The organism is Kosakonia sp. YIM B13571, assembly GCF_042788095.1.
Lineage (GTDB): Bacteria > Pseudomonadota > Gammaproteobacteria > Enterobacterales > Enterobacteriaceae > Kosakonia > Kosakonia quasisacchari.
The window spans coordinates 105,166-130,344 of sequence record NZ_JBHZPL010000005.1 but is presented as its reverse complement, the minus strand read 5'-3'; the positions used below and the strand labels follow the sequence as shown (position 1 = coordinate 130,344).

At 53.0% G+C, this 25,179-nt stretch carries 25 protein-coding genes and 1 other annotated feature; of the genes, 7 read left to right on the top strand and 18 right to left on the bottom strand.

Annotated elements, in window-relative coordinates; translation table 11 throughout:
• Window position 1 precedes the first annotated feature (1 nt).
• The 5 genes from thrB to yjjY all read right to left on the bottom strand — a co-directional run bounded on the left by thrB (window position 2) and on the right by yjjY (window position 4,981).
• Window positions 2–931, bottom strand: a complete 930-nt coding sequence (thrB, locus tag ACFX4O_RS14600; protein ID WP_131408190.1) for a homoserine kinase — start codon at window positions 929–931, stop codon at window positions 2–4.
• A 1-nt stretch (window position 932) separates the two neighbouring features.
• The gene (gene thrA, locus ACFX4O_RS14595; protein WP_380209043.1) at window positions 933–3,395 is read right to left on the bottom strand and encodes a bifunctional aspartate kinase/homoserine dehydrogenase I; all 2,463 of its coding nucleotides are present in this window, start codon (window positions 3,393–3,395) and stop codon (window positions 933–935) included.
• Window positions 3,396–3,419: 24 nt separating this feature from the next.
• Window positions 3,420–3,537: a sequence feature (Thr leader region), on the bottom strand.
• Window positions 3,476–3,544, bottom strand: a complete 69-nt coding sequence (gene thrL / locus ACFX4O_RS14590) for a thr operon leader peptide (RefSeq protein WP_110093700.1) — start codon at window positions 3,542–3,544, stop codon at window positions 3,476–3,478. (Overlaps the previous feature by 62 nt.)
• Before the next feature lie 211 nt (window positions 3,545–3,755).
• A complete protein-coding gene (locus ACFX4O_RS14585; RefSeq protein ID WP_131408194.1) occupies window positions 3,756–4,442 on the bottom strand; it encodes a tRNA/rRNA methyltransferase in 687 nt (228 codons plus the stop codon).
• Window positions 4,443–4,840: 398 nt separating this feature from the next.
• Window positions 4,841–4,981, bottom strand: a complete 141-nt coding sequence (yjjY, locus tag ACFX4O_RS14580) for a protein YjjY (RefSeq protein ID WP_086870418.1) — start codon at window positions 4,979–4,981, stop codon at window positions 4,841–4,843.
• A 94-nt stretch (window positions 4,982–5,075) separates the two neighbouring features.
• Between yjjY and arcA the strand changes: the two genes are divergently transcribed.
• The gene (gene arcA, locus ACFX4O_RS14575; protein WP_003856501.1) at window positions 5,076–5,792 is read left to right on the top strand and encodes a two-component system response regulator ArcA; all 717 of its coding nucleotides are present in this window, start codon (window positions 5,076–5,078) and stop codon (window positions 5,790–5,792) included.
• Between the two features lie 42 nt (window positions 5,793–5,834).
• On the opposite strand, the gene ACFX4O_RS14570 is transcribed toward arcA, so the two are convergent.
• The 3 genes from ACFX4O_RS14570 to creA are packed head-to-tail and all read right to left on the bottom strand — an operon-like array spanning window position 5,835 to window position 7,776.
• Window positions 5,835–6,590, bottom strand: coding sequence for an inner membrane CreD family protein (locus ACFX4O_RS14570; protein WP_380209227.1), 756 nt, complete (start codon window positions 6,588–6,590; stop codon window positions 5,835–5,837).
• An 11-nt stretch (window positions 6,591–6,601) separates the two neighbouring features.
• Window positions 6,602–7,297 carry a two-component system response regulator CreB gene (creB, locus tag ACFX4O_RS14565; RefSeq protein ID WP_380209039.1) on the bottom strand — a complete coding sequence of 232 codons (696 nt, stop codon included), beginning with the start codon at window positions 7,295–7,297 and terminating at the stop codon, window positions 6,602–6,604.
• A gap of 5 nt (window positions 7,298–7,302) precedes the next feature.
• Window positions 7,303–7,776, bottom strand: coding sequence for a protein CreA (gene creA / locus ACFX4O_RS14560; RefSeq protein ID WP_131408200.1), 474 nt, complete (start codon window positions 7,774–7,776; stop codon window positions 7,303–7,305).
• A gap of 214 nt (window positions 7,777–7,990) precedes the next feature.
• Between creA and robA the strand changes: the two genes are divergently transcribed.
• On the top strand, window positions 7,991–8,866 hold the full coding sequence (gene robA / locus ACFX4O_RS14555) for an MDR efflux pump AcrAB transcriptional activator RobA (RefSeq protein ID WP_380209037.1): 876 nt from the start codon (window positions 7,991–7,993) through the stop codon (window positions 8,864–8,866).
• On the opposite strand, the gene gpmB is transcribed toward robA, so the two are convergent.
• Complete coding sequence (gene gpmB, locus ACFX4O_RS14550) at window positions 8,863–9,510, bottom strand: 2,3-diphosphoglycerate-dependent phosphoglycerate mutase GpmB (protein ID WP_017457855.1); 648 nt, start codon at window positions 9,508–9,510, stop codon at window positions 8,863–8,865. The two genes, robA and gpmB, sit on opposite strands and share 4 nt — an antisense overlap.
• 98 nt (window positions 9,511–9,608) lie before the next feature.
• Between gpmB and yjjX the strand changes: the two genes are divergently transcribed.
• Window positions 9,609–10,124 carry an inosine/xanthosine triphosphatase gene (gene yjjX / locus ACFX4O_RS14545; RefSeq protein ID WP_380209035.1) on the top strand — a complete coding sequence of 172 codons (516 nt, stop codon included), beginning with the start codon at window positions 9,609–9,611 and terminating at the stop codon, window positions 10,122–10,124.
• Here yjjX and trpR read toward each other — a convergent pair.
• Together trpR and sltY are read right to left on the bottom strand one after the other, a co-directional pair.
• The gene (gene trpR / locus ACFX4O_RS14540; RefSeq protein ID WP_131408206.1) at window positions 10,115–10,444 is read right to left on the bottom strand and encodes a trp operon repressor; all 330 of its coding nucleotides are present in this window, start codon (window positions 10,442–10,444) and stop codon (window positions 10,115–10,117) included. The two genes, yjjX and trpR, sit on opposite strands and share 10 nt — an antisense overlap.
• Window positions 10,445–10,518: 74 nt before the next feature.
• Window positions 10,519–12,459 (bottom strand): murein transglycosylase, encoded by a 1,941-nt coding sequence (gene sltY, locus ACFX4O_RS14535; protein WP_380209033.1) that lies wholly within the window; start codon window positions 12,457–12,459, stop codon window positions 10,519–10,521.
• A 214-nt stretch (window positions 12,460–12,673) separates the two neighbouring features.
• Between sltY and ettA the strand changes: the two genes are divergently transcribed.
• Together ettA and ACFX4O_RS14525 are read left to right on the top strand one after the other, a co-directional pair.
• Window positions 12,674–14,341, top strand: a complete 1,668-nt coding sequence (gene ettA, locus ACFX4O_RS14530) for an energy-dependent translational throttle protein EttA (protein ID WP_017457851.1) — start codon at window positions 12,674–12,676, stop codon at window positions 14,339–14,341.
• Between the two features lie 325 nt (window positions 14,342–14,666).
• Window positions 14,667–15,161, top strand: a complete 495-nt coding sequence (locus ACFX4O_RS14525; protein ID WP_380209031.1) for a hypothetical protein — start codon at window positions 14,667–14,669, stop codon at window positions 15,159–15,161.
• A gap of 47 nt (window positions 15,162–15,208) precedes the next feature.
• Here the strand turns inward: ACFX4O_RS14525 and nadR are convergent, their stop codons facing one another.
• The 3 genes from nadR to serB are packed head-to-tail and all read right to left on the bottom strand — an operon-like array spanning window position 15,209 to window position 18,828.
• A complete protein-coding gene (gene nadR / locus ACFX4O_RS14520; protein ID WP_131408212.1) occupies window positions 15,209–16,435 on the bottom strand; it encodes a multifunctional transcriptional regulator/nicotinamide-nucleotide adenylyltransferase/ribosylnicotinamide kinase NadR in 1,227 nt (408 codons plus the stop codon).
• Between the two features lie 30 nt (window positions 16,436–16,465).
• Window positions 16,466–17,848, bottom strand: a complete 1,383-nt coding sequence (gene radA / locus ACFX4O_RS14515; RefSeq protein ID WP_380209029.1) for a DNA repair protein RadA — start codon at window positions 17,846–17,848, stop codon at window positions 16,466–16,468.
• Between the two features lie 8 nt (window positions 17,849–17,856).
• Window positions 17,857–18,828, bottom strand: a complete 972-nt coding sequence (gene serB, locus ACFX4O_RS14510) for a phosphoserine phosphatase (RefSeq protein ID WP_380209027.1) — start codon at window positions 18,826–18,828, stop codon at window positions 17,857–17,859.
• Window positions 18,829–18,946: 118 nt separating this feature from the next.
• Between serB and ACFX4O_RS14505 the strand changes: the two genes are divergently transcribed.
• A complete protein-coding gene (locus ACFX4O_RS14505; protein WP_131408218.1) occupies window positions 18,947–19,591 on the top strand; it encodes a YtjB family periplasmic protein in 645 nt (214 codons plus the stop codon).
• Window positions 19,592–19,640: 49 nt separating this feature from the next.
• A complete protein-coding gene (gene lplA / locus ACFX4O_RS14500) occupies window positions 19,641–20,657 on the top strand; it encodes a lipoate--protein ligase LplA (RefSeq protein ID WP_131408220.1) in 1,017 nt (338 codons plus the stop codon).
• A 281-nt stretch (window positions 20,658–20,938) separates the two neighbouring features.
• Here lplA and deoD read toward each other — a convergent pair whose 3' ends face one another.
• The 4 genes from deoD to deoC all read right to left on the bottom strand — a co-directional run bounded on the left by deoD (window position 20,939) and on the right by deoC (window position 25,172).
• Entirely contained in the window at window positions 20,939–21,658 is a 720-nt protein-coding gene (gene deoD, locus ACFX4O_RS14495; protein ID WP_131408222.1) for a purine-nucleoside phosphorylase, read from the bottom strand.
• 63 nt (window positions 21,659–21,721) lie between these two features.
• On the bottom strand, window positions 21,722–22,945 hold the full coding sequence (deoB, locus tag ACFX4O_RS14490) for a phosphopentomutase (RefSeq protein WP_131408224.1): 1,224 nt from the start codon (window positions 22,943–22,945) through the stop codon (window positions 21,722–21,724).
• A gap of 51 nt (window positions 22,946–22,996) precedes the next feature.
• On the bottom strand, window positions 22,997–24,319 hold the full coding sequence (gene deoA, locus ACFX4O_RS14485; protein WP_380209024.1) for a thymidine phosphorylase: 1,323 nt from the start codon (window positions 24,317–24,319) through the stop codon (window positions 22,997–22,999).
• Between the two features lie 73 nt (window positions 24,320–24,392).
• A complete protein-coding gene (gene deoC / locus ACFX4O_RS14480) occupies window positions 24,393–25,172 on the bottom strand; it encodes a deoxyribose-phosphate aldolase (protein WP_131408228.1) in 780 nt (259 codons plus the stop codon).
• Window positions 25,173–25,179 lie beyond the last annotated feature (7 nt).

Here is a 25,179-nt window from a genome sequence, read left to right as displayed (position 1 = left end):
GTTATCCCACTACGCGAGCGCCCGCCGTGTCCAGCCGGCAAATATGAACGAAGCCTTCCTGATTTTGCAGATAGTGTTTGCCGAGCCAGTCGGCAACACGCTGAGCGGTATCCGGCTTGTCACACAAGGCAAACAGCGTTGGCCCGGAACCCGAGATCCCACAGGCCAGTGCGCCAATATCCGCCACTGCCTGACGCGCTTCCCCAAACCCCGGCAGCAACTTCATGCGGTACGGTTCGGCAATCACGTCTTTCATTAATTTTGCGGCCAGCGCAGGCTGGCGGCTGTAGCAAGCATGGATAAAGCCCGCCAGATGGCGACCGTGAGCAATACAATCCTGGCGGCGGTATTGCGCTGGCAGAATCGCGCGCGCTTCAGCCGTCGAGACTTTAATGCCTGGATACGCCAAAACCCACAGCCACTCGTCAAAGCCTGGCACCTGCTGGCTGATAATGCCGCTTTCCTCGATCATCAATTGCATGCCGCCGAGGTAGCAAGGCGCGACGTTATCGTAATGCACACTACCGGAAATACGCCCTTCCAGCTCGCCCATCAGCGCCAGCATGCGTGTTTCGTTCAGCGGCTTACCGCAGAACTCATTCATTGCCACCAGCGCAGCAACCACCGAACAAGCGCTAGAGCCAAGCCCGGAACCGATCGGCATATTTTTTTCCAGCGTCATCGCGACCGGAACCTGCTTGCCGATCTCCTGGCAGAACAGCTCCCAGCATTGATAAACGATATTTTCTTTCGGCTCGGTCGGCAATTTACTGGCGAAGCGGCCCATGTTCTTCAGGCTAAAATGATCGGCCGCTTCCACACTGACATTATCGCCCAACAACGTACCATCCACGGGCGTAACCGCCGCACCAAGCACATCAAAACCCACGCTCATATTGGCACTGGAGGCCGGAGCATACACCTTCACCATCTCAGACTCCTAACTTCCAGGACAGGGTGCGCAACAGGTCGGCGAACACGCCCGCTGCCGTCACATCGTTACCCGCGCCATAACCGCGCAGCACCAGCGGTAATGGCTGGTAATAGTGGCTGTAGAACGCCAGCGCGTTCTCGCCGTTTTTCACTTTGAACAGTGGATCGTTGCCGTCAACTGCTGCCATCTTCACCCGGCAAGTGCCATCTTCTTCAATGTTGCCGACATAACGCAGCACTTTACCTTCATCGCGCGCTTTTGCCACTCGCGCGGCAAAATCATCATCCAGCCCCGGCAGACGCGCCATAAAACTCTCAACATCGCCTGAACTGTCAAAACTCGCCGGCAGCACCGGTTCGATGACAATATCCGACAACTCCAATTCGCGACCGGTTTCACGCGCCAGAATCAGCAGCTTACGCGCCACATCCATGCCGGAGAGATCATCTCGCGGATCGGGCTCGGTGTAGCCCATTTCACGCGCAAGATTCGTTGCTGCCGACAAGCTCACCCCTTCATCCAGCTTGCCGAAAATAAACGACAAAGAACCGGAAAGAATGCCGGAGAAGTGCTGCAACTCATCCCCCGCATTCAGCAGGTTTTGCAGGTTTTCAATAACTGGCAAGCCCGCGCCAACGTTAGTGTCGTAGAGAAATTTACGCCGCGATTTTTCCGCCGCGCGACGCAACTGGTGGTAATAATCCAGCGAAGAGGTGTTAGCTTTTTTGTTCGGCGTCACAACGTGGAAACCTTCTCGCAGGAAATCCGCGTACTGGTCGGCCACCGCCTGGCTGGAAGTACAGTCAACAATCACCGGGTTTAGCAGATGATACTCTTTCACCAGGCGAATCAGGCGGCCCAGATTGAACGGCTCTTTGGCTTGTGCCATTTCCGTTTGCCAGTTATCCAGATTCAGGCCGTGAACATTGGTCAACAGCGCTTTCGAGTTCGCCACACCGCAAACACGCAGGTCAATATGTTTGTTTTTTAGCCATGTTTGCTGACGCTTGAGCTGTTCCAGCAGCGCGCCGCCGACGCCGCCAACACCAATCACAAACACTTCGATCACCTGGTCGGTGTTAAACAGCATCTGGTGCGTGACGCGCACCCCGGTGGTGGCATCGTCGTTGCTTACCACCACGGAGATCGAGCGTTCAGAAGAGCCTTGAGCAATCGCCACAATATTAATATTCGCGCGCGCCAGGGCTGCAAAAAACTTCGCCGAGATCCCGCGCAATGTGCGCATACCGTCGCCGACAACAGAGATGATCGCCAGACGCTCCATCACCGCCAACGGCTCCAGCAGGCCTTCTTTCAATTCGAGATAGAATTCTTCGCTCATGGCACGCTGGGCACGCGCGCAATCGGATTGCGGCACACAGAAGCTGATGCTGTACTCCGAGGAAGATTGCGTGATCAACACGACCGAAATGCCGTTGCGGGACATCGCGGCGAAGACACGTGCCGCCATGCCGACCATGCCTTTCATCCCCGGGCCGGAGACGCTGAACATCGCCATGTTATTCAGATTCGAAATGCCTTTTACCGGCAGACCATCTTCATCAGAGGTCGCGCCAATCAGCGTGCCCGGTGCTTGCGGGTTTCCGGTGTTTTTGATCAGGCAAGGAATTTGAAACTGAGCGATGGGGGTAATGGTACGAGGGTGAAGAACTTTGGCGCCGAAGTAGGAAAGCTCCATGGCTTCCTGGTACGACATCGACTTCAGCAGCCTGGCGTCTGGCACCTGGCGCGGGTCGCAGGTATAAACACCGTCGACATCGGTCCAGATCTCACAACAATCTGCGCGCAGACAGGCCGCGAGCACGGCAGCAGAGTAGTCGGAGCCGTTACGTCCAAGCACCACCAGTTCGCCCTTCTCGTTTCCGGCAGTGAAACCGGCCATCAGCACCATATGATCCGCAGGAATGCGGCTGGCTGCGATGCGGCGAGTGGATTCAGCAATATCGACCGTTGATTCCAGGTAATGACCGACTGCGAGTAGTTTTTCGACCGGATCGATAACGCTGACTTTGTGACCGCGCGCTTCGAGCAGGCCCGCCATGATAGCGATGGAGAGTTTCTCGCCACGGCAAATTAACGCGGCGTTGATGCTGTCCGGGCACTGGCCGAGCAGGCTGATACCATGCAAAACGTGTTTGATCTGCGCGAACTCTTGTTCGACAAAAGCTTTTAATTGCGCGAGGGGAAATCCGGGTTGTGCATCTGCCAGCCCTTGCAGCAGGTCGGCGAAAATACGCTCGGCGCCGCTAATATTCGGAATCGCATCCTGGCCGCCAATCGTTTTTTCGATCATCGCCACCAGATGGTTAGTAATTTTCGCCGGGGCAGAAAGCACGGTGGCGACCTGCCCCTGCCTGGCATTACTTTCCAGGATATCGGCAACACGCAGAAAACGCTCTGCATTTGCCACTGATGTACCGCCGAACTTCAACACTCGCATGGTTTTACCCCTTAATCTCTGGTCGAAAAAAAAGCCCGCACTGTTCAGGTGCGGGCTTTTTTCTGTGTTTCCTGTACGCGTCAGCCCGCACCGTTACCTGTGGTAATGGTGATGGTTGTAATTGTGGTAATGGTGCTGATGCGTTTCATGGATGTTGTGTGCTCTGTAATCATTATCTGTCTGTGCTGTATGCCTATATTGGTTAAAGTATCTGCCTGCTCAAGTCAATTTATTTTTATTTTTCGCCCTTTTGCCGTTATTCCCGGCTGCGCTGGAACAGGCGTCACTTTCAACCTATTAGGATCATTCCCGCCATGTATCGCAGTGACTTTAACTATAAAAAAACGTTATGGCAGCAATTTACTCGGCGAGTTTTTTTTCGATATCGTGGAGCAAACGATGCAACATTGCGGTGTCACGCTGCTCCAGCAGACCAAGACGCTGATCAAGCCAGTCGGCCATTTTAATGTCATCCGCTACGCCTAATTTTTCCAGTAATCCGCGCGTACGCAAACGCAACGCTTGCAATTGATTACCGTCAACCGTGGCTGCCTCTTTTGGGGTATGTTGCATTAAAGATGCTAATTGATAGCAGAAAACCATCACCGCCTGTCCGAGATTAAGCGAAGGATAATCCCCCACCATCGGAACACCCGTTAAAATATCTGCCAGCGCCAGCTCTTCATTCGTAAGCCCGGAATCCTCACGACCAAATACCAGCGCAGCACTGCTCAACCACGCACTTTTCTCTTGTAACAACGGAACCAGTTCCGCGGGTGTCGCGTAATAGTGGAATTTCGCCCGGCTACGCGCCGTGGTTGCGATGGTAAAGGGAATATCTGCCAACGCTTCAGCAAGGGTTGTATAAGTTTTAATATTATCAAGGATATCGCCGGAACCGTGCGCCACGCGGCGCGCGCCTTCTTGCAAGTGCGCGTCGCTATCAACGATACGTAAATCACTAAAACCCATGGTTTTCATGGCACGGGCAGCGGCGCCGACATTTTCCGCTCTCGCGGGGGAAACAAGGACAACGGCCAATTGCATTTTATTTTCTCTTCTTACTGATACCACGGAATAATGTGATCTTTGTCATCATACTACGCGGTGCGAATTTACAATTATGTAACACAAATCACTGATTTAGCCCTTGTCTACGGTTAAAAAAAGCTAAACTATTTATCAGCGATATTACCTGCTAAAATGTTAACAGAAGGGGCTTATCCCTATGTTTATTCATGGCATTTTAATATAGAATTTCCCACTTGTATTGGATTCGCCCTGTTTATCAATTAATATGCGCAACTAGTTGGTTTATTGAAAAATTGTAAGAAACGCTAGCATTTGGCTATCAAGATTTCTCCAAACTGTTAACGTGCTACAATTGAACTTGATATATGTCAACGAAGCGTAGTTTTATTGGGTGTCATTTACGTCTTAGCCTGTTATGTTGCTGTTAAAATGGTTAGGATGACAGCCGTTTTTGACACTGTCGGGTTCAGAGGGAAAGTGCCCACGACCAAGCTAATGATGTTGTTGACGTTGATGGAAAGTGCATCAAGAACGCAATTACGTACTTTAGTCATGTTACGCCGTCATGTTAATTTTCGACATGCACCAGGCTGGTCAGGGACTTTTGTACTTCCTGTTTCGATTTAGTTGGCAATTTAGGTAGCAAACATGCAGACCCCGCACATTCTTATTGTTGAAGACGAGTTGGTAACACGCAACACGTTAAAAAGCATTTTCGAAGCAGAAGGCTACGATGTCTTTGAAGCGACTGATGGCGCTGAAATGCATCAGATCCTTTCTGAAAATGATATCAACCTGGTGATCATGGATATCAATCTGCCGGGTAAAAACGGTCTTTTGCTGGCGCGTGAATTACGCGAGCAGGCGAATGTCGCGCTGATGTTCCTGACGGGCCGTGATAACGAAGTCGATAAGATTCTGGGCCTTGAAATTGGTGCCGATGACTATATTACCAAACCGTTTAACCCACGCGAGCTGACTATCCGCGCGCGCAACCTGCTGTCCCGTACCATGAATCTGGGCACGGTCAGCGAAGAACGCCGCAGCGTTGACAGCTACAAGTTCAACGGTTGGGAACTGGATATTAATAGCCGTTCACTGATTAGCCCGAACGGCGAGCAGTATAAGCTGCCGCGCAGCGAATTCCGCGCGATGCTGCACTTCTGCGAAAACCCGGGCAAAATTCAGTCTCGTGCTGAGTTGCTGAAAAAAATGACCGGTCGTGAACTGAAGCCTCACGATCGTACAGTCGACGTGACTATCCGTCGTATTCGTAAACATTTCGAATCAACGCCGGATACCCCGGAAATCATCGCCACCATTCACGGTGAAGGTTACCGTTTCTGCGGTGACCTGCAGGAATAAGCCAGAATAATGATGAAAAAGCGGCGCTCAGCGCCGCTTTTTTTATTTCCAAATCCGCAATTCTTCGTCATCCGCGGGTTGCGGTATTTTCTTCACCGAACCAGAAAGCGCATACCAGTCAAGCCTGCGCGTCAACACCATCACTGCGCTCAAGGCGATAAACAGAACACCGGTGCCGAGCAACAGCGCATTATCTTCTGAGTTCAGCAGGCCCCACATCACCGCATCAAGAACTAACAGTGCGATACTAAACGACAACCCCGCACGCCAGCTTTTCAATACGCCCTGCAAATAAACACCGTTCAGCAGTGCGCCGAGCAAACTGGCAATACCCCAGGCGATGGTGAAACCGGTATGTTCAGAAAGCGCCAGTAAAACCAGATAGAACATCACCAGCGATAGCCCCACCAGCAAATACTGCATCGGGTGCATCTGCCGCGCGGTTAAACTTTCGAAGACGAAAAACGCCAGATAAGTCAGTACGATTAGCAAAATCGCGTATTTAACGGCTCTGTCGGTCATATAGACGTGATACTCATTGCGCACTTTATGGATGCCGCTGATATGTGCATTGATTGGATGGTGATTTAACGTCGAGAAAGCCTGCGCCAGGCGACCATCCTGCGCGTGACCAGAACGCAAATCTTCGCGAGCCAGCTCCGCCAGCAGTGTCGCGGTATCAATAAGTGTCCCTTCGGTGGCGCGTCGTACGCCGGGTTTGATCTCCTGCACAAAAATCGACAGCACAAACCACGCGGCAACCGCCACGATCAGGAAATACCCCAGTAACAGGCGCATGCCAATGCGCATCAGCGGATCCCCAGGCTGTAGCCCATACCACGATGCGTATTGATAGGCGTGAGTTCAGCATTGATGGCGCGTAGCTTGGCACGCAAGGTCTTGATATGGGTATCGACAGTGCGATCAAAACTCTCCTGAGCATCGCTCCAGACCTGATCCATCAATTGCTGGCGAGAAAAAACACGTTCTGGCGCCAACAGTAGTGTTTTCAACAACAAAAATTCGTAGCGGGTCAGCAGCAGCGTTTCGCCGCACCAGCGAATAATCGCGGCTTGCTCGTCCAACTCAAACTGACCGATTCGCCGCATTTCGTTGTGAAGAGATGCTTTTTGCAACCTACGCAGCACAGTGCGCACCCTGGCGCATACTTCGCGTGGTGAAAAGGGCTTGGCAATGTAATCATCCGCGCCCATCTCCAACCCCAGCAGCTTGTCGACTTCATCGCTACGCGCGGTGAGAAACAGCACCGGCAACGCTGGTGCGCGCGCCAATAGCCGCCGACACAGTTCGAAACCGCTGATATCCGGCAGGCCGACATCCAGTATCGCCAGCTCAGGCAGACGCTGCTGCGCCGCATCCAGTACCGGTAAACCTCGCTCAAACGCGGTGACGGCAAAGCCGTCCTGTTGCAACATGTAAATCAACGTTTCAGCGATGCTGGTTTCATCCTCTACCAGCCAAATCAGCGGTTGCGGCGTAGACATTGGGCTTATTTACTCCAGGGAATGATGGGTACCGCGCTTAAGGCGTTTTTCGGCGATCCTTCGACCACTTTATCGGAATAAGCTAAATATGCCAGTGTGTTACGTTTTGCGTCATAGAAACGCACCACCTGCAGTTTCTTGAATACTAACGAGGTCCGTTTCTGGAAAACTACATCGCCCTGCGCCTTACCGTTTTTGATCTTATCGCTCAACTCAACCGGCCCAACCTGCTGGCAAGAGATAGCCGCGTCGGACGTGTCTTCCGCCAGCCCCAGCCCGCCTTTGATGCCACCGGTTTTCGCCCGACTGATGTAACAGGTGACATTTTTCACATCAGGATCATCAAACGCTTCGACCACAATTTTGTGATCCGGACCAAACATTTTAAACACGGTATCCACTGAACCAATTTCTTCTGCGTGTACAGAGCCCATCGTGGCCAACATCACTACAGGAAGGATTAACTTTGTATATTTCATATTGTTACCATTTTTGAATATTACGTTAAGCAACTATTCAGCTTTCAAATGAGAAACTGTTTGCAGATCACTAATTTACAAAATTTATGATGAAAATCAGTCACAATGCGTATTTGTACACAAAAAAAACACCGAATGCTAAACACCTAAAAACCCGTTATTATCCGTTGCCTGGTATCAGGCGTTAATGCTGTTTTAAGGAAGAGGATATTGTATGGATCAGGCTGGGATCATTCGCGACTTACTTTCCTGGCTGGAAAGCCATCTGGATCAGCCGCTCTCTTTGGATAATGTGGCGGCAAAAGCGGGCTATTCCAAGTGGCACCTGCAAAGGATGTTCAAAGACGTGACGGGTCATGCCATCGGCGCTTACATTCGTGCGCGTCGTCTGTCGAAATCCGCAGTTGCTCTGCGCCTTACTGCCCGACCCATTCTGGATATTGCACTGCAGTATCGCTTTGATTCGCAACAAACCTTTACCCGCGCTTTCAAAAAACAGTTTGCTGTCACCCCCGCGCTCTATCGCCGTTCGCCAGACTGGAGTGCGTTTGGCATTCGTCCGCCGATGCGTCTTGGCGAATTTGCCATGCCAAAACATGATTTTGTCACTCTGCCGCCAATGCACCTTATCGGTACCACCCAGAGCTACACCTGTGCGCTGGAGGAGATCTCCGATTTCCGTAATCAGATGCGCATTCAGTTCTGGCGGGAATTTTTGAGCAATTCACCGAAAATTCCACCGGAAATGTATGGGCTGCATGAGCCGCGCCCAAGCCAGGAAAAGGATGACGAACAGGAAGTATTTTACACCACAGCGCTAACGCCGGAGATGGCGAACGGCTATCTGAGCAACGCTCAGCCGGTGTTGCTGGAAGGCGGCGACTACATCTCCTTCGCGTATGAAGGTTCACCGCATGGTTTTCAGGATTTCATCCTGACCGTTTACGGAACGTGCATGCCGATGCTTAACCTCACGCGCCGTAAAGGCCAGGATATTGAGCATTTTTACCCGCAGCATGAAGAGCCACGCGAAGATGGCGAACCGCCAGAGCACATCCGCTGCGAGTATCTGGTGCCGATTCGCCGTTAACGCTGCAACTCATCCAGCGCTGGAGCGTCCAGATGCGAGACGTCTCCTGCGGTTTCCACCACCCAGCCGGAAGCCAGCCACGGGCTCTGTTGATAATCAATGCGGGAAATGGAGCAGTTGCGCAGACGCAGGCGGCGTTCAGCATAAGCCGGAAGCCCAAGGATCGTGCTCACCAGGCAGCCCAGCGCCATACCATGGCTGACCAGCAATGGGCGGCTCCCTTCGGGAAGATCCAAACAGGTTGCCAGCGCCGCATGCATACGATCGCTTAACTCCTGCATCGATTCGCCATCAGGAATGCGGCCATCGGCTGTGCCATTCACCAACTGGCGACGCCAGCTCTCTTCTTCTTCAGTCAGGGAATCGATATGACGGCGTTCCAGCACGCCCATATCCAACTCGCGCAAACGCGGCTCAAAAGTGATATCACAACCGCAGACTTCAGCGATGATCTCAGCCGTCCGGCGGGTACGCCCCAGGTCGCTGGCAATAACGTGAGTAATGCCCAGCGCTTTCGCGCGCTCAGCCACCTGCCACGCCTGCTTCTCCCCTTTTTCGGTTAACGGACTGTCTGACTGGCCTTGAATACGACGCTCGGCGTTCCACTGCGTTTCACCGTGGCGAACAAGGTATACCTGTAACATGCTTTTTTATCCATTATACTGCGATGAATTTATTATCTGAGGAAGGTCTCTGTCCGGGGTAAAGAACGCGTCTCATTCCGAACATACCGTTATTAATTATGCACCATGTTGTCTCAGCTACCACAAATCCCGCGAAAATTCGGGCGATTCTGCACGCTTTTAACGAGATCTTCGGCGAAGGATCCTGCCATATAGACGCCGTTTCCGTCGATAGCGGCGTGCCGGAACAGCCGTTTGGCAGTGAAGAAACGCGTACTGGCGCACGAAATCGCGTGGTCAATGCTCGCAACGCACGCCCCGAAGCGGATTTTTGGGTAGCTATTGAAGCCGGGATCGACGAAGGCAGTACATTTAGTTGGGTGGTGATAGAAAGCAAACAGCAGAAAGGTGAAGCTCGCTCGGCAACGCTGCCTATACCGGAGATCATTTTGCAGAAAGTGCGTGCCGGTGAAGCGCTCGGGCCAGTGATGTCGCGTTATACCGGAATTGATGAGATCGGTCGCAAAGAGGGTGCCATCGGCGTTTTCACCGCAGGTAAACTCACTCGCGAAAGCGTTTACCATCAGGCGGTGATCCTTGCGCTCAGCCCCTTTCACAATGCGATTTACCGCTGAGTATTCAGCAGCGTCTCCTCCAGCCATAAACGTAAATCGGCAGGCGCGGCTTTCAGGCTATTTGAGCCACGAGTAATGGTCGCGATACCTGCCCCGAGCTCGCTTTTTAGTTCACGCTGACTCATCTCGCCGCGCAGCAGTTCTTCAATGATCCGCACTCTTGTGCCCAACGACTCGCGCTCATCTGGCGTAAGCATCAGATTAAGCAACGGAATGTGCAGATCCTTTTCGTAAGATTGCCGGACCAGATCAACGAAGCGTTGCCACTCCTGATCGCGCTGTTCGGCCATCGCTGCTGAATAGGGTGATTGCTGAGTCATAATTTGCCGCCATGTTAAAGGTTTACTGATGTGTACTCTTTAGCGAGTACACATCATAGCATAAACCACGGAAATCAATAACGGCGCTGCCATTCAGCATCATTAAAGACAACCGGCTTATCTCCGCTCAGGAAATAGCGGTAATAAGCATCATAAGCCAGCACGTTTTTCACATAGCTGCGCGTTTCCGAGAACGGGATGCTCTCAATAAACGCCACTGCATCCAGTTTGCCGCCGCTGTTGTTCAACCAGTTGCGCACCCTTCCCGGCCCGGCGTTATAGGCCGCCGACGAGAAAATACGGTTATTGCCAAACTGCTGGTAAACATACTGCAGGTAGCTGGTGCCGATGTTGATATTCGTTTCTGGATCAAAGAGTTGGCCAGAATTGCTGTAGCCAGGAATATTAAACATCTTCACCGTGTGCGTGGCGGTACCCGGCATAATCTGCATTAAACCTGCCGCGCCGACCGGCGAGCGCGCCGTCGGGTTCCAGGCACTCTCCTGGCGAGATATCGCCATCGCATAGCTTTGTGAAATCCCTTTGCCACTGGTGTAGCGGGCATACAGATCGCTATACGCCAGCGGGAAACGCTCTTCAAGTTGATCCCACAGCTTGCCAGCTATCGTGGCCTGCACGCTCAGATCCCACCAATGTTGATTAAAAGCATAACGCGCCAGCTGCGCCTGTTCTTGCTGGGTTCGGCTGGTCACCAGATTCGCCCACTCACTGCGCGCGGTATTATCAAGCCCCCAATACATCAGCTCACGCACGCGCGCCATTTCTGCGCCCTGCGTTAGCGTTGCAGAGACATTCCCCTGCGCTTTGTCTATCTGCATTGCGTAATCTTCACCCAGACGCTGCGCTGCGGCCATCGGGTAAAAACCACGCTGCTTCATCAGGGCGTGGAGGATCTCTTTGGCTTCATCCTCGCGTCCGCGCTCCAGCAACAAATCCGCCTGCCAGTAGCGCCACTCGTCTTTCTCTTTTGCGTCCATTGGCAAGCGCGAAAGCCAGGTATTCAGCCCGCGACGATCGCCGTTGCCAATCGCCATACGCACCCGGCGCTCCAGCAAAGAGACCGATTGCGAGCGCATGATCGCATCATCACGCCAGCGCGCCTGATCGCTGGTAACGTCATTACCCATCAACCGCCATGCGACAATATCGCGCAGCGTCTGAGTTTGCTCCTCATTCAACTGCTGCGCCTGTACCAGAGACGGGATCATCAGGCGGGCGTTTTCCACATCCTGACGCGCAACGCTTTCAAAGGCTTCCGCCGCCATCTGCCGGGTAAAATCCGTTGCGCCGGTAGTGGTGGCAAAGGACATCACGCTCAAGGGATTATTGGCAAGGTTGATGATAGCCGCCGAAATGGTTTGATAATCAGACGGCATCTGCCCGGCCAGTAGTGTGACCAGTTTGGTGTTACCCGCTTTCATCGCCAGGCGAATACGCTCCAGAAACGCCAGCGGATCCTGGTTTCCTGACGCACGCCATGCGCCAAACAGCTGATCGCATGCGTTGGGCTGACTTTTGCCGCTTAGCCACAGTTCTTTCGCGCCTGCCCAGGCTTCGTCAGCCTGTCCGGTATTCCACTTCGCAAAGTAATAGTTACATTGCGCTTCGGTGGAGGCCGGTTTCTCCGGGCTGAACGCCAGCAGACCACGCCAGTCTTGTCGCCGGGCCAGTTCATTAACAAAGCGAGATTTCAGCGTGCGCGCCGCCGGCAAGGTCGGGTTGGCCTGCACAAAGTTGGTCACCGTAATCGCGGGTTGATTCATCAGATCGTCGGTAATCTGACGATATTGCAGATACGGGTAAAGCGGATACGTTTGTAGCGTGGGCAGCAATTGCTGCACCACGTCCATCTGTTTGTTGTCCCATGCGGTTTTAATCTGCGCGTAACGGTTACGTTGTTCATCCAGTGAATCTGCTCGCGCCACATTGCTGAGGGACAGCAAACAAACGCAGGCCGCCGCGAATCGCCAGGCGGCATGTTTAGCTCTCTGCACAGCTCTTTCCTCTTATCTGTCACGTTTTTGCAGCGTCATGCCGCGTAATGCGTTAATGCTAACCGGGCAACTCGTAACGCGCCACGTTGTGCACACTTTTTTACCTTTCTGGCGTGATTTAACACGCCCGTAGCGGCTGGCTGGGATTAAGCAGCGAAAACGGCTACACTCCGCTGTTGAATACTACTCTCATTACAAAGAGGCGAAGTCCAACGTGGCTCAATTCGTATATACCATGCATCGTGTCGGCAAAGTTGTCCCGCCGAAACGTCATATTCTGAAAAATATCTCGCTAAGCTTTTTCCCGGGCGCAAAAATCGGCGTGCTGGGTCTTAACGGTGCCGGTAAGTCTACCCTGCTGCGCATCATGGCCGGCATCGATACAGACATCGAAGGTGAAGCCCGCCCGCAGCCTGGCATCAAGATCGGTTACCTGCCGCAGGAACCGCAGTTGAATCCGGAGCAGACCGTACGTGAATCGGTTGAAGAAGCGGTCGCTGAAGTGGTTAGCGCGCTGAAAGGCCTGGACGAAGTCTATGCCAAATACGCTGAACCGGATGCTGACTTCGACAAACTGGCTGCGCAGCAAGGTAAATTTGAAGAGATTATCCAGGCGCATGACGGTCATAACCTGAATGTGCAACTGGAACGCGCCGCTGATGCGCTGCGTCTGCCGGACTGGGATGCAAAGATTGCCAATCTTTCCGGTGGTGAACGCCGCCGCGTCGCGCTGTGCCGTCTGCTGCTGGAAAAGCCAGATATGCTGCTGCTCGACGAACCCACCAACCACCTGGACGCCGAGTCCGTTGCCTGGCTGGAACGCTTCCTGCACGACTTCGAAGGCACCGTGGTGGCAATTACCCACGACCGTTACTTCCTCGATAATGTCGCCGGTTGGATCCTCGAACTTGACCGCGGTGAAGGTATTCCGTGGGAAGGTAACTACTCTTCCTGGCTGGAGCAGAAAGATCAACGCCTGGCGCAGGAAGCCTCTCAGGAAGCTGCTCGCCGTAAATCCATTGAGAAAGAGCTGGAGTGGGTGCGCCAGGGCGCGAAAGGCCGTCAATCTAAGGGCAAAGCCCGTCTGGCGCGCTTTGAAGAACTCAACAGCACTGAATACCAGAAACGTAACGAAACCAACGAACTGTTTATTCCACCGGGACCTCGCCTGGGCGATAAAGTGGTTGAAGTCAGCAACCTCAGCAAGTCTTATGGCGATCGCCAGCTGATTGATGGCCTGTCCTTCTCCGTGCCGAAAGGCGCGATTGTCGGCATTATCGGCCCGAACGGCGCGGGTAAATCCACGCTGTTCCGCATGATGTCCGGCCAGGAGCAACCAGATGGCGGCACCATTACGCTGGGTGAAACCGTGAAACTGGCCTCGGTTGATCAGTTCCGCGACGCGATGGATAACAGCAAAACCGTGTGGGAAGAAGTTTCCGGTGGGCTGGACATTATGCGTATCGGTAACACCGAAATGCCGAGCCGCGCGTACGTTGGCCGCTTCAACTTCAAAGGTACCGACCAGGGTAAACGCGTGGGCGAGTTGTCCGGCGGTGAGCGCGGTCGTCTGCACCTGGCAAAACTGTTACAGGTTGGCGGCAACATGTTGCTGCTTGATGAACCGACCAACGACCTGGATATCGAGACCTTGCGTGCGCTGGAAAACGCCCTGCTTGAGTTCCCAGGCTGCGCCATGGTTATCTCGCATGACCGTTGGTTCCTTGACCGTATCGCCACCCACATTCTGGATTACCAGGACGAAGGCAAAGTGGAGTTCTTCGAAGGCAACTTCACCGAATACGAAGAGTATAAGAAACGCACGCTGGGCGCGGATGCGCTGGAGCCGAAGCGTATTAAGTACAAACGTATCGCCAAATAAGCTGGCACAAAAGCGAATGGGGAAACCCATTCGCTTCATTCCCAAACACTCAGAGAATTCCTCTGCAATAAGCGTATAAAAAAGTTTTTTTGTTTTCATACTATCTTCGCCACAATCCTGGGGCAGATGCATTCATCGCAGGAATAATCTAAAACTAAAAACCTGAATAAAACTCACCATGCAGAATAAACATCCAGCAATTTAATTTCCTTAGACTAATGCTTTTAGTATTCACAATTTAGTCCCAATATTGCTTAACGCTAAGACCAGACGTTAACATGATACTCATTACCTCAGTTAATAAATGAACGTCTGGTTATAACAAATGCATATCATTACGGAAGATGTTTTTCTTAAAAACGGATTACAGACATTTATTAAGCAGAAAGAAATTCTGATGGATAATAATGATGTTATTTTAGATTTCGACAACAACTTTATTATCATCACAACGCTATCCACGTTGAACAGAATAATAAAAAATGACAATGCATTTGAATGTTATTTATTGCACTCATTTTTAAAAATCAAAAAAGACACGAAATTAACTGAAATATTCCGCACATTAAAATATAAATCGTGGCGTAATAAGCAATGTCAGGAGTACAGGATAACGCTAACGCGAAAAGAGAGAATGCTGCTTAGCCATATCATTAGCGCAGATAAAAAGAAAAGTATGTTAATCCATAGCGGGCTGGATATAAAAACAGTCAGCACACATAAATATAATATGTTGAGAAAGGTGAATCAGCCGTCAATCGCCACGCTGACGCAGGTGCATAACCGCTGGGAAAATTTTCGCAATCAACCTGCAAACTAACCGATATACAGGCCGTGGAATATACCAGACCGGCCTGCCATTTCAGCCTACGGCCCCATTAACTGTTTAACCAGATCGACGCACTGTAAAAAACGAGAGTCATAATCCGCAGCTTCAACACGCACGTACTCGATATTATTTTCCCGCAGCATCGATACCAATAAATCCTGAAACTCCTTGCGATCGACAGAACTGCCGAGACTTCTCAGGCCATCATTCACCCACGGCGTATTATTTTCCAGCAAGATTACCAGGTCAAAACGGTATTCATCAATCAAGGCCTGAACGAAAGGATGTTCACGTCCTTCATATTTTTTGCAGAACGCCTGCGTGGTGACAAAATCCGTATCGATAAACGCCACTTTATTGGCGTACTTCACGGCAAAATCGATGTACTGCGCGTGTCCAAGGGCGATTTTGTCATAGTCAGAATATTGCAGCGCAATTTCGTCACCGCCAAGATGAGAAAATACGTAATCGCGGCCATATTCCCATGCGCTGGTGGTATTGAAGATATTGGCGAGTTTATTAACCAGCGTCGACTTGCCGCTGGACTCTCCTCCCAGAATCGCCACCGTGCGCACGAAAAAGGGCTTTACCTCAGTCGGAATATAATCCCAATAACGGAACGGGTTCTCGCGGATTTGCGAACCGCTGATATTCATAAAGGTGCGCTTAGGGTCGACCAGCACGGCTTCAATCCCCAGGTGTTGCCGGTACTGCGGCGCATCGGCCTCTTCAGAGGTGTAAATCCAGTTTGGCGTGATGCCTTTTTCGGTCATAAACGCTTTGATGCCTTTACTCCAGACATCCCAGCCGTGCGGATAAGGTTCCATGCCTTCTTCGTTAAATGCATGAATACGAATATTTTTCTGGTACTTAAAAGTCTGTAGCAGCCAGCGCAAGCGATCGCTGACCGTCGGCTGTTGGGACATCGCGCTGTCTTCGAACAGCTCGCGATCGCGCGTATCGTCATAGCCAAGGATGATATGCAGCTCATCCACCTGGCTGCAGGCGCGCTGGATTAAGTAGATATGGCCGGTGTGCAGCGGATAAAACTTGCCAAAGACCACGCCAATATTCTTCTGCCGACGGGGAAACTCAAGATCGAGGAAGCGGTGCAGCGCCTCCAGCTTTTGCGCACTGGGGCTCTTAATTTTGGCATTCAGCAGTTGGCTCAGGTAGCCTTTGGTCATACCGCTGGCGTCGGCTACCTGCTGTAACGTGCAGCCTTTCTGGCGAATTGCGGTTTTTAAGTAGTCGAATGACGACATTGTTGCCTCCTGCAAAAAAACATTAGCCAATTATAAGTCGTCAAAGACGTTTAGCGCATCCGTGAGCTTCTTCACGCCGAAGATTTGCATCCCTTCCGGTACTTTTTTCGGCACATTCGCTGCCGGGACGATAGCGCGACGGAAACCATGCTTCGCGGCTTCAGAAATGCGCTCCTGGCCGCTCGGCACCGGGCGAATCTCCCCTGCCAGCCCGACTTCGCCAAACACCACTAAATCCTGCGGCAACGGTCTGTCGCGCAGGCTGGAAACCATTGCCAGCAACAACGCCAGATCGGCACTGGTTTCGGTCACTTTGACCCCACCGACCACGTTGACGAATACATCCTGATCCGCCATCTGCAAGCCACCGTGGCGGTGCAGCACCGCCAGTAAAATCGCCAGACGGTTTTGCTCCAGCCCTACCGCCACGCGGCGCGGGTTGGACATCATCGAGTGATCAACCAACGCCTGAATTTCAACTAACAGCGGTCGCGTCCCTTCCCACACTACCATCACCGAACTGCCGGACGTGACTTCATCGCCGCGGCTTAAAAAAATCGCCGACGGGTTACTGACTTCACGCAGTCCCTGCTCAGTCATGGCGAATACGCCAAGTTCGTTGACCGCACCGAAACGGTTTTTATGGCTGCGCAAGGTGCGAAAACGTGAATCCGCGTCACCGTCGAGCAACACCGAGCAGTCAATGCAGTGTTCGAGCACCTTCGGCCCGGCCAGCGAGCCGTCTTTGGTGACGTGGCCGACCATTACAATCGCCACGCCGCGCGTTTTCGCAAAACGTGTCAGATAAGCCGCCGTTTCACGCACCTGCGCCACACTGCCGGGCGACGACTGAATATCCGCCATGTGCATGACCTGAATCGAGTCGATCACCATCAGCTTCGGCTGTTCCTCTTCGGCGATCATGCAGATTTGCTCAATGCTGGTTTCCGACAACATATTAAGGTTGCCGGTCGGCAACCCGAGACGATGCGCGCGCATCGCTACCTGCTGCAATGACTCTTCACCAGTGACATACAGCGTTTTCATCTGCTCGGCGAGTTTACACAGCGTCTGTAACAGCAGCGTCGATTTCCCCGCACCAGGGTTGCCGCCAATCAGAATCGCGCTACCGGGTACAACACCGCCGCCGAGCACACGGTCGAACTCTTTAAAACCGGTGGAAAAGCGCGGCAGCTCTTCGAGGCTGATATCCGCCAGCTTTTGCACTTTTGATACGCCTGCGTTGCCCGCGTAACCGGAAAGACGCTCATTACGCGCCACAGTGGGCGAAGCGGCAACGCGCACTTCCGTAATGGTGTTCCATGCGTGACAGGCGCTGCACTGCCCCTGCCAGCGCGGATAATCCGCACCGCATTCATTACAGACAAACGCACGTTTGGGAGCTTTCGCCACAATAACCTCTACTTCTTATTGATGCCGCAGGAAAGAATACAAAATACGCCCATCAGATCGGCGTGGCGAATGATGACTTCCGCCTTCTCATTCACTTTTGGTTTGGCATGAAACGCAATGCCAAGCCCGGCAGCTTTGATCATCGGTAAATCGTTCGCGCCATCGCCGATAGCCACAGTTTGCTCCGGCTCAATTTCATACTTTTCGGCCAGTTGCTTCAGGGTGTTAGCTTTGAACTGCGCATCCACGATATCACCCAGTACCTGGCCGGTGAATTTACCGTCCATGATCTCGAGTTCGTTGGCGACCGCCGCCGTTAAATGCAGCTTGTCGCGCAGGTAATCGGCAAAAAAAGTAAAGCCGCCCGAGGCGATAGCCACTTTCCAGCCCAATGTTTCCAGCTTCAACACCAGTTGCACAAGCCCTGGCATTAACGGCAGTTTTTCCCGCACTTGCAGCAAAATATTGGCGTCTGCACCTTTCAGCGTTGCCACACGACTGCGCAGACTGGCGGCAAAATCGAGCTCGCCGCGCATCGCACGTTCGGTCACTTCCGCCACCATTTCACCAGTGCCGGCAAGCTTAGCGATTTCATCAATACATTCGATTTGTATGGCGGTAGAGTCCATATCCATCACCAGCAGCCCTGGCGAGCGCAGATGCGGGATTTTTCCCAGCGGGGCGACGTCCATACCTTCATCGTGTGCGAGGCGCGTCGCGCGCGGCGTCAACGAACCTGCCAGGCGAAGAACCTGATAATCGTCTACGCTCCACGCGGCAACAATCACCATTGCCGCACCCAGTTTACGCTGATAGGTCGTCAGGCGTTGCTTATCCAGATTACGGGCGTACAGCAGCCAGCCGCTGCGACCAGCGTGATAGTCCAGAGGCATCACCTCATCGCCACTTAAAGAGAGCGGCAATCCCGGCCACTGAGAAACATCATCGGGCAGATCGCACCAGGTCAAACTGTTAGGCATTAAAGCTCCTGTAAAAACGTTCGCGCCAGAAAGCATCGGAGGGGAAAATAACGCATGAGGCTACCTTGTAACCAGCGCTTCTGGCAACATTAAGCCTCAAATTTTCAACAGGTGGAATATGGCTCGCGCAAAACTTAAATTTCGGCTGCATCGCGCCGTTATCGTCCTCATCTGTCTGGCACTGCTGGTGGCGCTGATGCAGGGTGCGTCCTGGTTCAGCCAAAACCATCAGCGCCAGCGCAATCCGCAGTTTGAAGAACTGGCGAGAACACTGGCGCGCCAGGTAACGCTGAATCTCACGCCGCTGATGCGCACAGAAACCCCGGACGAAAAACGTATCAACGTTGTGCTGCGCCAGCTTACCGAAGAGAGCCGCATTCTGGACGCAGGGGTGTACGATGCGCAAGGTGATCTGATCGCGCGCTCCGGTGAAAGTATTGATGTGCGTGACCGGCTGGCGCTGGACGGTAAAAAAGCAGGCGGTTATTTCAACCAGCAAATTGTTGAGCCGATTCAGGGAAAGAGCGGCCCGCTGGGCTACCTGCGGCTGACGCTGGATACGCACACGCTGGCGACAGAAGCCAAACAGGTGGATAACACCACCAATATTTTGCGCTTGATGTTGCTGCTGTCGCTGGCCATTGGCGTGGTGCTGACGCGCACCCTGTTGCAAGGCAAACGCACCCGCTGGCAGCAATCGCCGTTTTTGCTGACGGCCAATAAATCCGTACCGGAAGAAGAAGAGCACGACAGGAAAGCGTAGCTCAGGCCGCTACCGGTAAAAACTACAGGTTACAGAAAGGAAATCTGCTATGTCGACGCTTCGTCTGCTTATCTCTGACTCGTACGATCCCTGGTTCAACCTGGCGGTTGAAGAGTGCATTTTCCGCCAGATGCCTGCCACGCAACGCGTACTGTTCTTATGGCGCAACGCGGATACGGTGGTCATTGGGCGGGCGCAAAACCCATGGAAAGAGTGCAATACCCGTCGCATGGAAGAAGATAACGTGCGGCTGGCAAGGCGTAGCAGCGGTGGCGGCGCGGTATTCCATGACCTTGGCAATACTTGTTTCACCTTTATGGCCGGAAAGCCGGAGTACGACAAAACCATCTCCACGGCGATTGTACTTAATGCATTGAATTCGCTTGGTGTGACAGCGGAAGCCTCCGGGCGCAACGACCTGGTGGTGAAAACAGCGGAAGGCGATCGCAAAGTGTCTGGTTCTGCCTATCGGGAAACCAAAGATCGTGGCTTCCATCATGGCACGTTGCTGTTAAATGCCGATCTGAGCCGCCTGGCTAATTACCTCAATCCGGACAAGAAAAAGCTACAAGCCAAAGGGATTACTTCGGTGCGCGGTCGCGTGGCGAATCTGGTGGATTTACTGCCGGGCATTACCCATCAGCAAATCTGCGACGCGGTCACCGAAGCCTTCTTCGCCCACTATGGCGAGCGGGTTACGGCTGAGGTTATCTCGCCAGATAAAACCCCGGATCTGCCCAATTTCGCCGAAACCTTTGCCCGCCAAAGCAGCTGGGAGTGGAACTTCGGCCAGGCACCGGCATTCAGCCATTTGCTTGATGAGCGCTTTACCTGGGGCGGCGTGGAGCTGCATTTTGACGTGGAAAAAGGGCACATCACCCGCACGCAAGTGTTTACCGATAGCCTGAACCCCGCGCCGTTAGAAGCGCTGGCCGCACGTTTACAGGGCTGCCTCTATCGCGCGGATATGCTGGCGCAGGAGTGTGATGCGCTATTAGTCGATTTTCCTGAACAGGAACAAGAGCTGCGCGAGCTTTCCGCATGGATTGCCAGCGCGGTGCGCTAGACCTTAATAGCCTGATGACGCCATGCTTATCAGGCCTGAATGGCCATTACACCAGCCCATGTACTATCCGTTTCACCTGTGCCCGTTTATCGCGCATGTCAGGCGCATTATGGGGTAATCATTCGTTGATATGCGCATCATGAATAGATTCGTGACTAGAGGCTTGAGTAAATCATTAGCACTACTTTATGAATCGCATGGAAAAAATAGAAATGATGCGTATTGATAGATTGAAGTGAATAGATAAAAAAGGGCAGAGAACCTGCCCTTAGAAAAGCAACTTACGCTTTATCGCCCAGCAGGACAGATTCCAGCGCAATTTTGATCATGTCGTTGAACGTGGTTTGACGCTCAGCGGCAGTGGTCTGTTCGTGCGTACGGATATGGTCAGAAACGGTGCAGATTGTCAGCGCTTTCGCACCGAACTCCGCCGCAACGCCATAAATACCCGCCGCTTCCATTTCCACGCCCAGGATGCCGTATTTTTCCATCACGTCGAACATTTCGCCGTCCGGAGAGTAGAACAGATCGGCAGAGAACAGGTTGCCCACGCGCGCGTCTACGCCCAGCGCTTTTGCCGCATCAACCGCGTTACGCACCATGTCGAAATCCGCAATTGCCGCGAAATCGTGATCTTTAAAACGCATACGGTTCACTTTGGAATCGGTGCAGGCACCCATGCCAATAACGATGTCACGCAGTTGCACATCCATACGTACCGCGCCGCAGGAGCCGACACGAATGATTTTTTTCACGCCGAAATCGGTGATCAGCTCTTTGGTATAGATGGAGCACGACGGGATTCCCATGCCGTGACCCATAACAGAAATTTTGCGTCCTTTATAAGTACCGGTGTAACCCAGCATGCCGCGCACGTTGTTCACTTCGCGGTAGTCTTCGAGGAAAGTTTCCGCAATATGTTTTGCACGCAGCGGATCGCCCGGCATCAACACTACGTCAGCGAAATCGCCCATTTCTGCATTAATATGTGGGGTAGCCATCGTCAATTCCTTTATGTCGTTGTCGTTGAAACAGAAAGGGCGGGAATCACCCGCCCAAAATCATCAGAACATGGCCTTGCCATATTCCATATCAGAGACGCCGAAGTACTTCGCAATCGTCTGACCAATATCCGCGAAGGTGTCACGGTGCCCCAGCGAGCCCGGTTTCACTTTCGGGCCGTAAACCAGCACCGGAATGTGCTCGCGGGTGTGGTCAGTGCCTTTCCAGGTCGGATCACAGCCGTGATCGGCAGTAAGGATCAGAATGTCGTCTTCACCGACTAATTCCATCAACTCCGGCAAACGGCGATCAAAAAGCTCCAGACCGCCAGCATAACCGGCTACATCGCGACGATGGCCCCATGATGAGTCAAAATCGACGAAGTTGGTAAAGACGATTGTCTTATCACCGGCTTCTTTCATCTCTTTTATGGTGGCGTCAAACAGCGCATCCAGGCCGGTGGCTTTCACTTTTTTGGTGATGCCGCAGTTGGCATAGATATCGGCAATTTTACCGACCGAAACCACGTGGCCATCTTTCTCTTCGACCAGTTTTTGCAGCACGGTAGCTGACGGCGGTTCAACGGCCAGATCATGGCGGTTACCGGTACGCTGGAAGTTACCCGCTTTATCGCCAACAAACGGGCGCGCAATCACGCGGCCAATGTTGTAGCCACCTTCGGTCAGCTCTTCACGCGCAATTTCGCACAGCTCATACAGCTTATCCAGACCAAAAGTCTCTTCGTGGCACGCAATCTGGAACACCGAGTCTGCAGAGGTGTAGAAAATCGGCTTGCCGGTTTTCATGTGCTCTTCGCCGAGCTGGTCAAGAATCACCGTACCGGAAGAGTGACAGTTGCCAAGGTAACCTGGCAGATTAGCGCGTTTCACCAGCTTATCCAGCAGTTCCTGCGGGAAGCTGTTTTCGGTGTCGCTAAAGTAACCCCAGTCGAACAGCACCGGCACACCGGCGATTTCCCAGTGGCCTGACGGCGTATCTTTCCCGGAAGAGAGTTCATGCGCCCACGCATAAGCACCGGTGATTTCCGCGTTGGCGTCCATCCCAGCAGGAATAAAACCTGTTGCGCCTTCGTGCGCTTTCGCCAGCCCCAGACGGGTCAGATTGGGTAAATTCAGCGGGCCTTTGCGCCCGGTGTCGGCTTCACCTTTCGCGCAAACTTCAGCGATGTGACCGAGGGTATCGGAACCCACGTCACCAAAGCGCTCCGCGTCTTCGGTCGCACCGATGCCGAAAGAGTCCAGCACCATAATAAATGCACGTTTCATATGTTCTCCGTACCTTGTGCTTTGTAAAAAAGCGATCGGATCAGTATACCGCTATTCAGTAATGCGGCGATAGACCGTCGGTGTCTCTTTTGGTGCGCTGTCGCCCATCGCAATGGCCGCTTTCACCGCCTGCGCAGCCTCTTGCCAGCTGGCTTCGTCTTTGGCGTGGATCACCGCCAGCGGGCGCTGGCCATCAACGCGTTCACCCAGACGCACCATATCGGTAAAGCCCACGCTGTAATCAATATTGTCCGACGCCTGGCGACGGCCGCCGCCCATCGAAACGACCGCCATGCCCAGCGCGCGAGTATCCATCGCCGTGATAAACCCTTCATCATCGGCATATACAGCTTTGCTGAGCGTCGCCGTTGGCAGGTATTTCGTGTAGTTTTCCACGAAATCGCTCGGCCCTTTTTGTGCCGCAACCATGCGCCCAAAGACCTCTGCCGCTTTACCGTTATCCAGCACCGCTTGCAGCTTCGCCCGCGCTTCGGCGTCATCTTTTGCCAGTTTGCCGGAAATCAACATCTCCACGCACAGCGCCATGGTGACGTCAAACAAGCGCGGATTGCGGTATTCACCGGTCAGGAACTGCACCGCTTCACGCACTTCCACCGCGTTACCCGCACTAGAAGCCAGTACCTGGTTCATATCGGTCAGCAGTGCGGTAGTTCGCACGCCGGCGCCGTTGGCAACACCAACAATCGCTTCCGCCAGTTGTTCAGAAAGGGCGTAAGTCGGCATAAATGCACCGCTGCCCACCTTGACATCCATTACCAGCGCATCGAGGCCTTCCGCCAGTTTTTTGGCGAGGATCGATGCCGTAATTAGCGGAATGGAGTCCACCGTCGCGGTGATATCGCGCGTGGCGTAGAAACGTTTATCCGCTGGAGCCAGCGAATTGGTCTGGCCGATAATCGCCACACCGACATCCTTAATAATCTCGCGAAAGCGGTTATCTTCCGGGAAGATATCAAACCCCGGGATCGCCTCCAGTTTGTCGAGCGTGCCGCCAGTATGGCCAAGACCGCGCCCGGAAATCATCGGAATATACCCGCCGCAGGCCGCTACCATCGGGCCGAGCATCAACGAGGTGACATCGCCCACGCCGCCGGTCGAGTGTTTATCCACCACCGGGCCGTTAAGATCGAGCGGTTTCCAGTCCAGAACGGTGCCCGAATCTCGCATCGCCATGGTCAGCGAAACGCGCTCCGGCATCGTCATATCGTGGAAAAAAATGGTCATTGCCAGGGCTGCAATCTGCCCTTCAGAGACGGTGTTATCGCGTATTCCGTTGATAAAGAAACGGATTTCTTCATCACTCAGCGCGAGACCATCGCGTTTTTTTCGAATAATTTCTTGAGCGAGAAACAAGGTAACCCCCTGAGGAATAAAGCCGGAAAATCCATTGACGCCGGGCAGCGATGCACCGCCCGGCAATGACAAATTAATAGCTGCTTGCGCTCTTACCGTCGCCGTGGCCCAACGCTTTCAGCAGGCTTGCCAGCAGGCTGGAGGCGCCAAAACGGTAATGACGGGCATCGGCCCAATCGGCACCAAACAGGTCATCGGCAATCGCCAGGTACTGCTGCGCATCTTCCGCGCTACGTACGCCACCCGCCGGTTTGAAACCGACGGTTTTCTCAACGCCCATATCGCGAATCACTTCCAGCATGATACGCGCGCTTTCCGGGGTTGCGTTTACTGGCACTTTGCCGGTTGAGGTTTTGATAAAATCTGCGCCGGCTTTAATGGCGATTTCAGAGGCTTTACGGATCAGCGCTTCCGTTTTCAGCTCACCGGTTTCAATGATTACTTTCAGCAGCACGTTCGCCGCTGCACAGGCCTCTTTACAGGCTTTCACCAGATCAAAACCCACCTGCTCATTACCGGCGATCAACGCGCGGTACGGGAACACCACATCAACTTCATCCGCGCCGTAAGCAATGGCAGCACGCGTTTCGGCCAGCGCGATGTCGATATCGTCGTTACCATGCGGGAAGTTGGTCACTGTTGCGATACGCACATCCGGTGTACCTTGCGCGTTCAGGGTTTTGCGCGCAATCGGGATAAAACGCGGGTAGATACAGATGGCGGCGGTGTTGCCCACCGGGGTTTTTGCCTGATGACACAGGGCGATGACTTTCTCGTTGGTGTCATCATCATTCAGGGTGGTCAGGTCCATCAATTTCAGCGCACGCAGGCTGCTTGCCGTTAAATCACTCATAGTCTCT

Excerpts from the sequence above, each read along its gene's own strand:
- thrB (WP_131408190.1), bottom strand. The coding sequence starts at position 931 with ATGGTGAAGGTGTATGCTCCGGCCTCCAGTGCCAATATGAGCGTGGGT.
- thrA (WP_380209043.1), bottom strand. The coding sequence starts at position 3,395 with ATGCGAGTGTTGAAGTTCGGCGGTACATCAGTGGCAAATGCAGAGCGT.
- ACFX4O_RS14585 (WP_131408194.1), bottom strand. The coding sequence starts at position 4,442 with ATGCAATTGGCCGTTGTCCTTGTTTCCCCCGCGAGAGCGGAAAATGTC.
- yjjY (WP_086870418.1), bottom strand. The coding sequence starts at position 4,981 with ATGACTAAAGTACGTAATTGCGTTCTTGATGCACTTTCCATCAACGTC.
- arcA (WP_003856501.1), top strand. The coding sequence starts at position 5,076 with ATGCAGACCCCGCACATTCTTATTGTTGAAGACGAGTTGGTAACACGC.
- ACFX4O_RS14570 (WP_380209227.1), bottom strand. The coding sequence starts at position 6,590 with ATGCGCCTGTTACTGGGGTATTTCCTGATCGTGGCGGTTGCCGCGTGG.
- creB (WP_380209039.1), bottom strand. The coding sequence starts at position 7,297 with ATGTCTACGCCGCAACCGCTGATTTGGCTGGTAGAGGATGAAACCAGC.
- creA (WP_131408200.1), bottom strand. The coding sequence starts at position 7,776 with ATGAAATATACAAAGTTAATCCTTCCTGTAGTGATGTTGGCCACGATG.
- robA (WP_380209037.1), top strand. The coding sequence starts at position 7,991 with ATGGATCAGGCTGGGATCATTCGCGACTTACTTTCCTGGCTGGAAAGC.
- gpmB (WP_017457855.1), bottom strand. The coding sequence starts at position 9,510 with ATGTTACAGGTATACCTTGTTCGCCACGGTGAAACGCAGTGGAACGCC.
- yjjX (WP_380209035.1), top strand. The coding sequence starts at position 9,609 with ATGCACCATGTTGTCTCAGCTACCACAAATCCCGCGAAAATTCGGGCG.
- trpR (WP_131408206.1), bottom strand. The coding sequence starts at position 10,444 with ATGACTCAGCAATCACCCTATTCAGCAGCGATGGCCGAACAGCGCGAT.
- ACFX4O_RS14525 (WP_380209031.1), top strand. The coding sequence starts at position 14,667 with ATGCATATCATTACGGAAGATGTTTTTCTTAAAAACGGATTACAGACA.
- nadR (WP_131408212.1), bottom strand. The coding sequence starts at position 16,435 with ATGTCGTCATTCGACTACTTAAAAACCGCAATTCGCCAGAAAGGCTGC.
- serB (WP_380209027.1), bottom strand. The coding sequence starts at position 18,828 with ATGCCTAACAGTTTGACCTGGTGCGATCTGCCCGATGATGTTTCTCAG.
- ACFX4O_RS14505 (WP_131408218.1), top strand. The coding sequence starts at position 18,947 with ATGGCTCGCGCAAAACTTAAATTTCGGCTGCATCGCGCCGTTATCGTC.
- lplA (WP_131408220.1), top strand. The coding sequence starts at position 19,641 with ATGTCGACGCTTCGTCTGCTTATCTCTGACTCGTACGATCCCTGGTTC.
- deoD (WP_131408222.1), bottom strand. The coding sequence starts at position 21,658 with ATGGCTACCCCACATATTAATGCAGAAATGGGCGATTTCGCTGACGTA.
- deoB (WP_131408224.1), bottom strand. The coding sequence starts at position 22,945 with ATGAAACGTGCATTTATTATGGTGCTGGACTCTTTCGGCATCGGTGCG.
- deoC (WP_131408228.1), bottom strand. The coding sequence starts at position 25,172 with ATGAGTGATTTAACGGCAAGCAGCCTGCGTGCGCTGAAATTGATGGAC.